Source organism: Azospirillum sp. TSO35-2 (assembly GCF_003116095.1).
In the GTDB taxonomy this organism is placed as follows: Bacteria; Pseudomonadota; Alphaproteobacteria; order Azospirillales; family Azospirillaceae; genus Azospirillum.
The window spans coordinates 1-12,219 of sequence record NZ_LGRA01000005.1 but is presented as its reverse complement, the minus strand read 5'-3'; the positions used below and the strand labels follow the sequence as shown (position 1 = coordinate 12,219).

Here is a 12,219-nt window from a genome sequence, read left to right as displayed (position 1 = left end):
CGGGACGGAAGAGGGAGCGGTGCCGGCATGATTGGTCCTGCTGTCCCCGCCTGCGCAGCGTGCGGACCGACGGCATCCGCCCGCACCTGACCCTGCACGGCCACCGCGTCGTCCTCGATGAGAAGATTAGCGCCCCACCCCATCCAGCGCGTCGAGCAGGCGGCGCGCCGCGGCGTCCCAGGTGAAGTTGTCCATCAGGTGGCGGGCGGCGTCGCGTCGCTCACCGTCGGGGTCGCGGATGACGCGGGACAGGATGTCGGCCGCCGCGTCCTCGTCCGGATGCCACCAGTCCAGCCCGTGGAAGGGCGGGTAGTGGACATCGCTGTAGGGCATCAGCGCCGGGCCGGTGGTACAGGGGATCAGGTGGGCGACGCGGTCGTCCAGATAGGTGGTGTAGGCGCTGTGGCAGGGCGCGATCAGCCCAGCCCCCAGACAGCCCGCCCGGGTGATCGGCAGGTCCCAACCCTCGCCGTGCGAGAGGCTGAGGTAATGGGTGGCCATGGCGTAGAGGGCGGCGATGCTGCGTTCGTCGTAGCGATGGGGGAGCAGGACGATGGGTGCGGCCTCCTCCAGCCGGCGGCCGGTGGCGCGGGCACTCTGCTCGACCAGCCGGCCAACGTCGCGGGCCAGCGTCCGACCGCCCTTGCCCACCTTCAGGACCAGGATCGCGTCGTCGTCGGCCCGGGTGGCCCGCAGCCAGACCCGCAACAGCCCATCCAGGTTCTTGCGCGCGATGAAGTCGGAGATGTTGAGGACGCGCACCCGGTGGTCCATCACCGCCCGGCCGCGCGGGCCGGGGATCACCGGCATCTCCGGCACCGCGTCGGCCGGGTTGGGGGCGATGCCGGGCGGGCAGACGCGGATGCGGTCCTCCGGGTGGCCGGAGGCGATCCAGGCCAGCCGCGAGGACTCGGTCGGCACGATCACCAGATCATGCGCCCGGTTGCAGGCGACCCAGCTCGCCGGGATGCGCGGCCCCTCGAACATGGTATAGTTGACCGTCGGCACGCCGGGGATCGGCTCGACCAGCGGCGGGGTGAGGACGCTCAGCGCCAGCCGCGGCCGCACCGGGTCGCCCAGCCGGGCCGACGCCGCCCGCAGGATCGGATCGCCGAAACTTGGCCGCCAGCTCTCGTCGGCCTTCAGCCCGACCAGCCGCAGCGTCGTCCCGCGCTCCATCAGGCTGCGCACGAAATGCTGGGCGAAGTCGCCATAGCCCGACAGCACCGAGAAGGGCGCGCGGACCACCAGCCCGTCCGGCACCTGCGGAGCGGCGGCATCCCCGGCGATCCGCCGATAGAGTTGGGCACGGGCCAGCGTGTGCGCGGCGTCCCCCTCCGGAACTCCGGTGCTGGGCGCCTGAAGCGCCGCCTCCGCCCGGTCCGGCCGGCCGAGCGACAGCCAGGCCGCGGCCAGATGGCTGCGGGCGTCACCATGGTCGGGCCGCAGCGCCAGCACGGTGGTCAGCGCCGCGATCGCTTCGGCGTGGGCGCCGCTCGACAGCAGCGACACCGCCAGCAGCACCAGATGGTCGGGGTCGGCCGGGGCGAGCCGGGCGGCCCGGCCCAGGTGGCGCCCCGCCGCGTCATGGTCGCCCACACCATGCAAAAGGCTGCCCAGCCGGCTCTGCACCTCCAGCCGGTCGGGCATCAGCAGGGCGGCGACGCGGAGCTGGGCGACCGCCTCGGCCGGGGCGCCGCGCATCTGCTGCACCACCCCCAGATTGATGCGGCCCTGAGCGAACAGCGGATCGAGCGCCACCAGCCGCGACAACCGGTCCTGCGCCTCGTCCAGGCGCCCAAGCTCGAACAGGATGGCCCCGGCCAGATTCAGCGCGCGGCAATCATCGGGCGCGCCCTGCAGCACCGCCTCGGCCTCGGCCAGGGCGTCGTCGCGGCGGCCAGCCCGGTAATGCTCGATGGCGCGCGTGGTGTCTTGTGCCATGGCGTGTTCTTGAAAAAAGGGTTGGCACCGCGGGCGAGACGTCTGCACGCGACGGAAAGGCTGGGAAAACCGGACTTCCCGCCCGATTTCCCATCGGTTGGCGGCATAGCACGGGCCAGTTCCACCGGTCAATTGAGGCCCCTCCCCCCAGCGGAGGCGCCCTGACGGCAGCGTCCGGGCGCCTCCGCTCTTCCGCACACCCCGGAGTCGTGGCAAAAGCGATCGGCAGAAAGCGACCGGCACAGCATTGATCCGCGATCCGACGCGGGAGTTGCGACACGCCCTTCCGGAAAGGCCTCCGACCCATGAAGATCCTCGTTATCGACTCCCGGCTGACGAAGGCGGGCGATGAGTATTCAGACACGGAAGGGATGGGGGGCATCGCGTCGTCGGTCCTCTATCTGTGCGATTGCCTCGCCGCGGAGAATCATCAGGTCCTTCTGGCGATCGCCGGCAAGACCGGGATCCGCCGGAGCGGTGTCAGGATCCTTGACTGCGGCCAAGTGTCGGTCGCCGATTTGGCCGACCTCGACGCCGTCATCATCAGCAACAACGCCGACAACGTGACCGCGGTGAAGGCGGTGCTCAAGAACACCCCTGTCTTTCTCTGGGTCCACATTCAGCACAACGTGCGGTTCCACGATCTGAACTGCCTGGCTCATTATCTGGATACCGATCACGCGCGCTCCGCCGACGGCATCGTCTTCGTCAGCGAATGGCAGAGGTTGGTCTTCATGAGGCTGTTCAAGGACACCATCCCTCCGGAGCGCTGCCATGTCATCCGAAACGCTTGCAACCCGTTCGTCATCCGGGAAACCGGGGATGAGGCGGGCCTGTTCGACGCCAAGCGGGCGGCTCTGGAGGTCGCCTACGTCTCGGCACCGACGCGCGGTCTGGAAACCCTGCTGAAGATTTGGCCAAGGGTGCGGTCCGAATGCCCGACCGCGACGCTGGCCGTGTATTCCGGGCAGTCGATCTACGGCGTCTCGCAGGAGAACGACCCTTACAACCGCCTCCTCAGCGGCATGGATGTCGAGGGCGCGGAGTATCGCGGCCCGCTCCATCACTCCCGCCTGTCGGACAGGCTGCTGAACACGGCCATCGTCGCCTACCCCACCGGCTTCGAGGAAACCTCGGGCATCGCCCCCATCGAGGCGCTCGCCGCCGGGTGCAGCCTGCTGTGCACGGACCGCGGCGCGCTGCCGGAGAGCACGGCCGGCTTTGCGACCATCATCCCCTATGGCGATGACATGGCCGCCTTCGAGGAGGCCTTCACCGCCGCTCTGGTCCGCGAGATCAAGGCTTGGCGCGACGGCGCCGATGGTCTGGCCACCGCGCTCCGGCACCAGCGGCGCGTGTTCACCGCCAACTACCGGTGGGAGAACCGGGTGCTGGAGTGGAAATCCTTGATCGGCCTGCACAGCCCTGCCCGCTGATCGTGCTGCCGGCGGGTCTCACCCTCCGCTCAGCGCTTGCGCGCCGCGAAGATGATCGGGGTTTCCCAGTGCAGGCGCCGCGCGAGCCAGATCGCCGGCTCCAACAGGCCGGAGCGGTGGACCAGCGTGACAATGCGCTTGGCCACCGACAACGCCGCCCAATCGCCGAATCCCAGCGTGCGCAGCCGCGTCTCGAACAGGTCCCAGCCCCAGTCCAGCACCTCCAGCCCCGCGCCATGGCGGGCGCGCCAGCGGTCGAACCACTGGCGGTCGATCAGGTTGAGCGTGTCGACGTAGGCCGGGTCGCGGCCGAACAGCCGGACATACAGCTTGGCCAGCCGCGCCGACAGGCCGGGCAGCCACAGGATGCCGTAATGCCCCTCCCACCAGGAGCCGTAGTTGGGCACCACGACCAGCAGCAGCCCGCCCGGCTTCAGCACGCGCAGCGCCTCGTCCAGCACGGCGGCCGGGTCGCCGACATGCTCCAGCACGTTGGAGGAATAGACGATGTCGAAACTGGCGTCGGCGAAGGGGATCGCCTCGCCGGTGGCGTCGCGCACCGCGTCGACCGGCAGGCCGTAATGCTCCATCAGCCGGCGGCAGACGTCGAGCGTCGAGCTGTATTCGCCCATGCTGGGCTCGATGCCGTGGATGTCCAGCCCGTGCGCCATGCGCCCGCGCACCACGGTCATGCCGCAGCCCGACCCGACCTCCAGGATGCGAGCCTTGCCGGCATCGACGCCGGCCGCCGCGGCGCAGCGCCGCAGTTCGGCGACCTGCTCGTCGGCGCGCGCCTCCGACAGCATGTCGCGCACGACATCTTCCACCGGCACGCGGGTGACGCCGCCGATGAAGCCGCTGTCGATGTAGCCGCGGGACAACAGCCGGCCCAGTTCCGCCCAATCGGGCGGAGCCCGGTCGCGGGCGTCGGCTGGCTGCTCCTGCCCCGCTGCCGCCTCAGCCATTCTTGGTCGCCCGGATCACGAAGATCGTGGCGCTCTTCATGCGGCCCAGCCGGTCCTGGATGCACTCGGCCTTGAAGCCGTTGCGCTCGAACAGCGCGACGATCTCCTCGATCGAATAGAAGGTCTTGTAGGGCGGGTAGTACCAGTCCTCGACCTGGGCCTGGATCGACACGTTGTCGGCGCGGCGGTTGATCTCCTGCCCCTTGAGGACGCAGGCGAGCTTGGTCAGGCCGGTGAAGAAGCCGCCGACCAGCTTGCGGCGGGCCGGCGTGTCCATGTAGGCGCGGCAGAAATGGCGCACCGCCTCATGCACCGGCGATAGCCAGGTCTTCAGGTAGAGGCCGAGATAGACGGTGCCGCCCGGCTTGGTGACGGCCATCAGGTTGTGCATGACCTTCATCGGGTCGGGCGCCATCATCGCCACGCCCCAGCACCAGACCAGATCGAACGGCCCCAGGCCACGGTCCAGCTCCTGGAGGTCCTGGTGATGGAACGCGATGTTCTCGCGGCCGAAGCGCTGGGCCTGCTGGCGCGCGGTGGCGAGGCTGTCGGAGGAGACATCGACCGACACCACCTGTTCCGCCATTTCCGACAGGATGACGGAGCAGATGCCGTGGCCGCAGCCGGCGTCGAGCGCCCGGCCGATGCTGCGCTCCGTCAGCGTCTCCAGCATGTACTTCTTGGTTTCCTCGTAGATCGGCACGTAACGAGGCCAGAAGTCGTCGTAGAATTCCTTGGTCGCGAGATCCATGGGGCTGCCCTCCCGCCCGCTGAGGGCGTCGTATTGGTCGTGATGGTGGTGGTCTTAAGGGGTGCCGGACGGACTCGTCCAGGGGGAATAGGGCCTGATCTGCCGCGCCGCCGCATCCGGCTCGACGAACAGGCAGGCGTTGCGGTTCAGAAGCGCCGCCAACTGGCTGTAGCCGCTCTGGGCGCTGACGCCCAGCACGTCGGCGTTCATCAGCACGTGGAAATCCTGCAGAAACTCCAGCCCCGTCCACGGCTCCACCAGCCCGTCCCGCGCAAGGTCGCCGAGCGAGACCGGCGCGAAGGCCGCGAAGTCGTCGATGGTCGCCGGGTCGTCGGTGGCGATGTAGAGCACCGGCCGGTCCAGCGTCGGCCACAGCGCCCTCAGCCAGTCGACGTACCAGGAGGTCTCGGTGATGGTGTAGCGGAACCAGACGAAGTCGCCGCGCCGGATGTGCAGCGCCACCACCGTGTTGCCGCGGCGTTTGAGCGCCTGCATCACCGGGTCGAGCCGCGGCAGCCATGCGGGGCGCGGCCGCAGCCAGGACTGCACCCGCTCGCGCCATTCCTCGCGATGCTCGAACAGGAACAGCGGCGACAGGATGTCGACGTCGGCCCTGGGGTCGTCGCGCCGCCCGGTCACCAGATCATTCAGGATGCGCCGGGCAAAATGCATCGGCTTCAGCCCGCCGCTGGGCTTGGGATCATCGAGATCGAAGTAATGACCGCCGACCCAGTCCGGCGTCTCCATCCGATAACCGAACATCTCGGCGTAGAGCCGCAGCAGCACATATTCCAGCACATTGTGGGCAAAGCGCCCGTGCGTGGCCAGCGTGGAGGAGCAGATGCGCGGCTGCCCCGGGTCGGGGTTGACCGGCCGCTCCAGCCGCGTCCCCTGCCGGGCCAGGGTCTGTTGCAGACCGGCGATCGACTTCACGGTGAAGAAGCGGCTGCCATGGCCGTGCACGTTGGCCAGCACCTCCACCGCATGGTCGACCTCGCCGGCCGCCAGCCAGCTTTCGGCGATGGCGGTCAGGCATTCGATGCGGAAGGCGTTGGGATCGGCGAGGTGGGGATAGCGGTAGTCGGCGAAGAAGCGCCGCGATTCCTCGTAACGTCCCTGGCGCACCAGCAGGGCCGACAGCATGTCGATGGCCCCGGGAACGTCGCTGTCTGGACTGGTCAGCGCCAGCCGCAGCACCTGCTCCGCCTCGGCCAGCCGACCCAGCCCGGTGAGGACATCGGCCAGCCGGGTGAGCGCCAGAGCGACCCCGGCCCGCGCCGCCCGGGCATAGCTGTCGACCGCCGCATCGGCGAGGCCGGCGGCATGTTGGGCGTTGCCCTGGTTGTAGAGGGCGCCACCCTGCTCCGGCTCGATCGTGAGCGAGCGGCGGAAGCAGGTCAGCGCCTCGTCCAGCCGGCCAAGTTCGACCAGCAGGTTGCCCAGGTTCATGTGCGCGGCGGCGAAGTCCGGCCGCAGGGACAGCGCGTTCCGCTGGCTGCCCAACGCCGCCTCGACCGCCGCGTCCTGGCGCAAGGCGATGCCGAGGTCGTGGTACACATGGGGACGGTCCGGCTGCAGCCGCAGGACACGGCGGAAGGAGGCCGCCGCCGCCGCCCAGTCGCGTGGACCGCCGCGGCTGCACAGCAGGGTGGCGAGGCCGTTGTGGGCGGCCTCCAGCGCGGGGTCGAGGACCAGCGCCCGGCGGTGAGCGGCGGCGGCGGCGTCGACCCGGCCGAGGTCCGACAGCGTGCTGCCGAGGTTGCAGCAGGCGTCGGCCATGTCCGGCGCGATCTCCAGCGCGGCACGGATCAGCTCCAGCGCCTTGTCCCGGCGCCCGTGCCGGCGTTCGACCAACCCCAGCAGGTGCAGGGTGGCGGCGTTGCGCGGGTCGACCTCCAGGATGCGCAGATACAGCGCGCGCGCCTCGTCGAGGCGGTCGGTGCGGTGGAGCCCGACGGCGATCTGCAATGCTTCGGCAACCGTGGTCATGATGATCCGTGCAGTGCGGCGCCGGGCCCCTGGTTCCGGCCCCGGCCCCGATCTCGTGGTCCGTCGACATGCCCCGACCGGGAAGGCCCGGCGGTCTGGGAATCCCGCAGGGAACGGTCGGCCCATTCGGCGCGCACCCTATCCCCCCCGGATAGGCGCATCAACTCCGTTCGTGCGCCACCGTCCACCTCGGAAGCCCCCGTGCCTTCTCTAGGACCGAAACCTCAAGAACCTTGCCTTGCCGGGGACCTTTGAGGATAGTGCCCGATCATCAATGCCGTACAGATCAAGGGTCGGTCCTTTGCGCAAAGTTGCCCTCATCACCGGTGCCACGGGCCAGGATGGCGCCTACCTTGCCGAGCTGCTGCTGGGGAAGGGCTATGTCGTCCATGGCGTCAAGCGCCGGTCCTCGTCCTTCAACACGGGGCGGGTGGAACACCTCTACCGCGACCCGCATGAGGAGGACGTCAACTTCTTCATGCATTACGGCGACCTGACCGACTCAACCAACCTGATCCGGCTGGTGCAGCAGATCCAGCCGACCGAGATCTACAATCTGGCGGCGCAGAGCCACGTTCATGTGAGCTTCGAGACGCCGGAATACACCGCCAACGCCGACGGCATCGGCACGCTGCGCCTGCTGGAGGCGATCCGCATCCTGGGGCTGGAGAAGACCGCCCGCTTCTACCAGGCCTCCACCTCCGAGCTGTACGGCAAGGTGCAGGAGACGCCGCAGCGCGAAACCACGCCGTTTTACCCGCGCAGCCCCTACGCCGCCGCCAAGCTGTACGCCTACTGGATCACGGTGAACTACCGCGAGGCCTATGGCATGCACGCCTCCAACGGCATCCTGTTCAACCACGAGGGCCCGACCCGCGGCGAGACCTTCGTCACCCGCAAGATCACCCGCGCCGTCGCCAGCATCCAGAACCGGCAGCAGGACTGCCTGTATCTCGGCAACCTGGACGCCAAGCGCGACTGGGGCCACGCGCGCGATTATGTCGAGGGCATGTGGCGCATCCTGCAGCAGGACGAGGCGGACGATTACGTGCTGGCCACCGGCGAGACCCATTCGGTGCGCGAGTTCGTCGAGCTGGCCTTCGGCCATGTCGGCCGCGGCATCGAGTGGCGCGGCGAAGGCGTGGACGAGGAGGGGGTCTGCCAGCAGACCGGCAAGGTCGTGGTCCGCATCGATCCCCGTTACTTCCGCCCGACCGAGGTCGACCTGCTGCTGGGCGATCCCAGCAAGGCGCACGCGAAGCTGGGTTGGAAGCACACCACCGCCTTCCGCGACCTGGTCCGGGAGATGATGGAGGCCGACCTGCGCCTGCTCTCCGAAGGGACCGAACGCCGGTAAACCCCTTGTCGCCACCCGCGCCGGCGAGGCTCCCATCATGAACATCGGCGGCACGACCAAAAGCCATGCAAAGACCGCCCTGATCTTCGGCGTGTCGGGCCAGGATGGTGCCTATCTTGCCCGGCACCTGCTGGGCAAGGGCTGCACCGTTCACGGCACCTCGCGCGACCGCGAGATGTCGAGCTTCGCCAACCTGCGGCGGCTCGGCATCGTCGATCGGGTGATCCTGCACTCGGCCGGGCTAACCGACTTCCGCAGCGTGCTCGAGGTGATCAACCGGGTCCGCCCGGCCGAGATCTACAACCTCGCCAGCCAGGCCTCGGTCGGGCTGTCCTTCGACCAGCCGGTCGAGACCCTCAACAGCACCATCAACAGCACCATCAACATCCTGGAGGCGATCCGCTTCCTCGGCCTCGACACCCGCTTCTACAACGCGTCCTCCAGCGAGTGCTTCGGCAACACCAGCGCGCCGGCCGACGAGGCGGTGCCCTTCCACCCGCGCAGCCCCTACGGCGTCGGCAAGGCCGCGGCCTTCTGGGCGGTCGCCAACTACCGTGAGGCCTACGGTCTGTTCGCCTGCTCCGGCATCCTGTTCAACCACGAATCGCCGCTGCGCCCGGTCCGCTACGTCACCCAGAAGATCATCCGCGGCGCCGCCGACATCGCCGAGCGCAAGGCCGAGGTCCTGGAGTTGGGCGACCTCAGCATCGCCCGCGACTGGGGCTGGGCGCCGGAGTATGTTGACGCCATGGCTCGCATGCTGGCCCATGACGAGCCGGAGGACTTCGTCATCGCCACCGGCGAAGCCCACCGCCTGGACGCCTTCGTCGCGCAGGCCTTCGCCTATTTCGGCCTCGATTGGCGCCAGCATGTCCGCAGCAACACGGCCCTGCTGCGCCCGTCCGACATCCTGCTCAGCGTCGGCAACCCCGAAAAGGCCAAGCGTCTGCTGGGCTGGAGCGCCGAGCGGCGCATGGCCGAGGTGGTGGGTGGACTGCTTGACGCCGAGATGGCGCTCCGGGTCGCCGGCTGAGCCGCCTCGCCGCACCGGATCGCTGTCGGGCTCGATCCCGCCTGACACCCCGTTCCATCACCCCGGCCCTTCCGAAAGCCCCGTCCCATGTCGGCCAAGAGCAAGCTCGTCATCAACATCGAGGTCGACGACCGCACCGTTCTGTTCCCCGACGGCAAATTCCTCTCCCACATCGCTCTGCATGAAGGGGCCGTGCCGGACACCGGCGGGCAGGACAGCGACGCCGTGCGGCTGGAGGGCGTCTACCTGTTCAACGAAAGCCGCCTGGGACCGGAGATAGCCTCCCTGGCCGTCGAGGACGCGCGCGAACTGGCGCGGTCGATCCTGGACGCCGTGTTCCAGGGACGCACCCAGCATGTCCTCTCAGACAGCGCCAAGGTCGCGGTGATCTTCAACCCGAATGGCTTCGTGCTGCGCTTTGGCGAGGGGGGCGCGTTGCGCGAGCTGTTCATCGGCTCACCCGCCATCGTCCGGCTGGCCCAGGGCATCCTGCGGATGGCCGACCGGCTGTCGGCACCGCCGGCGCACTGATCCCTCCCCAACCCCACGCGCAGCGCCGGAACAAAAAAGGCGGCGGCCGGGAAACCGGCCGCCGCCTTTTTTCGTGCCGGCGCTCCCACCGCTTTGCGCCGGCGGAAACGACAGGACCAAAAGGAAAGGGGCGCCCGGACGGGCGCCCCTCCCTCTTACCCAGATGCTTGGGCTCAGCCGAGGTTGATGTCGGAGAGCGTGAGCACCGTGCCATTGTAGACGCCGAGCAGGCGCACCTCGGAGGCGGCCACCTGGCCGTCGCCGTTGGTGTCGACCACCTGGTAGAGACCCGTGCTCGTGCCGTTGTTGGCCAGAACCAGGGTGCTCGCACCAGCCGACGAGTTGGTCAGCGTGCCCAGAGCCGTGCGGAAGTTGGCGAGGTTGGCATCCGTCAGGCTGCCGCTGACCGCCGAGGAGAGGCTCACCAGCTCGTTGCCGGCGATGTTCACCCCGTTGGTCGCCGCGGTCGCCGTGGTCAGAGCCGCGTCGCCGTTCTTGTCCGCCGTGGTCCGGGCCGTGCCGGTCAGCTGCACCTTGTCGGTGCCCGTCTGGAAGTTGGTCACCGAGATGAACCCGGTGTTGGCCCCCAGAGCGCTGATGTCGGTGAAGGACGAGTACACGACCGTGTCGGTCCCGCCACCCGACGCCAGGCTGAGGCTGTCGTTCGAACCGCCGAGGAAGCGGATCGACCCGCTCGTCACCGACACCGTGTCGGTGCCGGCGCCGCCCGTCAGCGTCTCGATGCCGCTGACCGACATGGTCACACCGGTGTCACCCAGGGTGATCACGTCGTTGCCGGTGCCGCCCGACAGCGTCTCGATGCCGCGCAGCAGGACCGTCGAACCGCCGTCGCCGAGGCTGACCACGTCGGTGGCCGCACCGCCGACCAGGATCTCGATCCCGCTCTCGGCCCGCATGGTGACGCCGGTGTCGCCCAGGATCACCAGGTCGCTGCCCGCACCACCGGTCATGGTGTCGATGCCACGGGTGATGACGGTGTTGCCCGCCGCACCCAGGGTCACGACGTCCGAACCGGTGCCGCCGACCAGATACTCGACGCCCGAAGCCAGCATCGTCACGCCGGCCGCGCCGGTGAAGACGATGTCGGTGGAAGCGCCGCCGGTCAGGGTATCGACACCCGACACGGTGATCGTGTTCGGCGTATCGCCGAGCGTGATCACATCGGTGCCGGCCGCCGAGCCGATCAGGGTTTCGACCGCACGGGTCACCAGGGTGCTGCCCGAGGTGCCGAGGCTGACGACGTCGGTCGCCGCACCACCGATCAGCAGCTCGATGCCGCTGCCCAGCGCCATGGTGACGCCGGTGTCGCCCAGGAACACCCAATCGGTGCCCGCGCCGCCCGACAGGGTGTCGATGCCGCGGGTGAACAGGGTGTTGCCAGCCGAACCCAGGGTCACGATGTCGGTGCCGCTGCCGCCGACCAGGAACTCGACGCCCGAGGCCGTCATCGTCACGCCGGCCGAACCGGTGAAGACGACGTCGGTGTTGGCACCGCCGGTCAGGGTGTCGATGCCGGTCACCGTGATCGTGTTCGGCGTGTCGCCGAGCGTGATCACGTCGGTGCCGGTCGAACCGATCAGGGTTTCGATCGCACGGGTCAGCAGGGTGGCGCCGGCCGTGCCGATCGACAGGACGTCGGTCGCCGAACCGCCAACCAGCGTTTCGATGCCGATGTCCAGGCTCATCGTGTTGCCGGTGTCGCCCAGGATCACCAGGTCGGACCCCGCACCGCCGATCAGCGTCTCGATGCCGCGGATCGTGGTGGTGTTGCCGGCCGAACCCAGGGTCAGGACGTCGGTGCCGGTGTTGCCGACCACGAAGTCCGCACCCGCCACGGTGAGGGTCGCACCGGCGGAACCGGTGAAGATCACCTCAAGGCCGGTGCCGCCGATCAGCGTCTCGATGCCGATGGCGAGGATCGTGCCGCCAACCGAGCCGATGGTGACGACGTCGGTGCCCGCACCGCCGGTGATCGTCTCCAGGGCCGACACCAGGAGGGTGTTGCCCGACGTGCCCAGCGTGACGATGTCGGAAGCCACGCCACCGATCAACGTCTCAAGGCCGCTGACGAGGAGCGAGTTGGCCGTGTTGCCGAGCGTGATGACGTCGGTGCCGGCCGTGCCGGTCAGCGTCTCGATGCCGCGCAGCAGCACCGTGTTGCCGGCCGAACCCAGCGTGACGACGTCGGTGCC

Annotated in this window: 9 protein-coding genes; 4 read left to right on the top strand and 5 right to left on the bottom strand. The window is 69.0% G+C overall.

What is annotated here, in order from left to right:
- Positions 1-126: 126 nt before the first annotated feature.
- On the bottom strand, positions 127-1,944 hold the full coding sequence (locus TSO352_RS01055) for a tetratricopeptide repeat protein (RefSeq protein WP_109105554.1): 1,818 nt from the start codon (positions 1,942-1,944) through the stop codon (positions 127-129).
- 305 nt (positions 1,945-2,249) lie between these two features.
- On the opposite strand from TSO352_RS01055, the gene TSO352_RS01050 reads away from it, so the two are divergent.
- Positions 2,250-3,380 (top strand): glycosyltransferase family 4 protein, encoded by a 1,131-nt coding sequence (locus TSO352_RS01050; protein ID WP_109105553.1) that lies wholly within the window; start codon positions 2,250-2,252, stop codon positions 3,378-3,380.
- A gap of 29 nt (positions 3,381-3,409) precedes the next feature.
- Here the strand turns inward: TSO352_RS01050 and TSO352_RS01045 are convergent, their stop codons facing one another.
- From TSO352_RS01045 to TSO352_RS01035, 3 genes are read right to left on the bottom strand one after another with little or no spacing between them, the layout of a single operon-like run.
- Positions 3,410-4,345, bottom strand: a complete 936-nt coding sequence (locus tag TSO352_RS01045; RefSeq protein ID WP_109105552.1) for a class I SAM-dependent methyltransferase — start codon at positions 4,343-4,345, stop codon at positions 3,410-3,412.
- Complete coding sequence (locus TSO352_RS01040; RefSeq protein WP_109105551.1) at positions 4,338-5,096, bottom strand: class I SAM-dependent methyltransferase; 759 nt, start codon at positions 5,094-5,096, stop codon at positions 4,338-4,340. The genes TSO352_RS01045 and TSO352_RS01040 overlap by 8 nt, the downstream gene beginning before the upstream one ends.
- Before the next feature lie 54 nt (positions 5,097-5,150).
- Positions 5,151-7,085, bottom strand: coding sequence for a tetratricopeptide repeat protein (locus TSO352_RS01035; RefSeq protein ID WP_109105550.1), 1,935 nt, complete (start codon positions 7,083-7,085; stop codon positions 5,151-5,153).
- 274 nt (positions 7,086-7,359) lie between these two features.
- On the opposite strand from TSO352_RS01035, the gene gmd reads away from it, so the two are divergent.
- From gmd to TSO352_RS01020, 3 genes are all read left to right on the top strand, one after another.
- Positions 7,360-8,442, top strand: a complete 1,083-nt coding sequence (gene gmd, locus TSO352_RS01030) for a GDP-mannose 4,6-dehydratase (RefSeq protein WP_109105549.1) — start codon at positions 7,360-7,362, stop codon at positions 8,440-8,442.
- Positions 8,443-8,479: 37 nt separating this feature from the next.
- Positions 8,480-9,475 carry a GDP-mannose 4,6-dehydratase gene (locus TSO352_RS01025; protein WP_109105548.1) on the top strand — a complete coding sequence of 332 codons (996 nt, stop codon included), beginning with the start codon at positions 8,480-8,482 and terminating at the stop codon, positions 9,473-9,475.
- Between the two features lie 87 nt (positions 9,476-9,562).
- Positions 9,563-10,006 carry a hypothetical protein gene (locus tag TSO352_RS01020; protein WP_109105547.1) on the top strand — a complete coding sequence of 148 codons (444 nt, stop codon included), beginning with the start codon at positions 9,563-9,565 and terminating at the stop codon, positions 10,004-10,006.
- Positions 10,007-10,179: 173 nt separating this feature from the next.
- Here TSO352_RS01020 and TSO352_RS01015 read toward each other — a convergent pair.
- Positions 10,180-12,219 (bottom strand): calcium-binding protein (locus TSO352_RS01015; RefSeq protein ID WP_146210682.1); only part of this gene is annotated, 2,040 nt, incomplete at its 5' end.

Bases quoted from the DNA above. Each gene is read 5' to 3' on its own strand.
- TSO352_RS01055 (WP_109105554.1), bottom strand. From the start codon at position 1,944: ATGGCACAAGACACCACGCGCGCCATCGAGCATTACCGGGCTGGCCGC.
- TSO352_RS01050 (WP_109105553.1), top strand. From the start codon at position 2,250: ATGAAGATCCTCGTTATCGACTCCCGGCTGACGAAGGCGGGCGATGAG.
- TSO352_RS01045 (WP_109105552.1), bottom strand. From the start codon at position 4,345: ATGGCTGAGGCGGCAGCGGGGCAGGAGCAGCCAGCCGACGCCCGCGAC.
- TSO352_RS01040 (WP_109105551.1), bottom strand. From the start codon at position 5,096: ATGGATCTCGCGACCAAGGAATTCTACGACGACTTCTGGCCTCGTTAC.
- TSO352_RS01035 (WP_109105550.1), bottom strand. From the start codon at position 7,085: ATGACCACGGTTGCCGAAGCATTGCAGATCGCCGTCGGGCTCCACCGC.
- gmd (WP_109105549.1), top strand. From the start codon at position 7,360: ATGCCGTACAGATCAAGGGTCGGTCCTTTGCGCAAAGTTGCCCTCATC.
- TSO352_RS01025 (WP_109105548.1), top strand. From the start codon at position 8,480: ATGAACATCGGCGGCACGACCAAAAGCCATGCAAAGACCGCCCTGATC.
- TSO352_RS01020 (WP_109105547.1), top strand. From the start codon at position 9,563: ATGTCGGCCAAGAGCAAGCTCGTCATCAACATCGAGGTCGACGACCGC.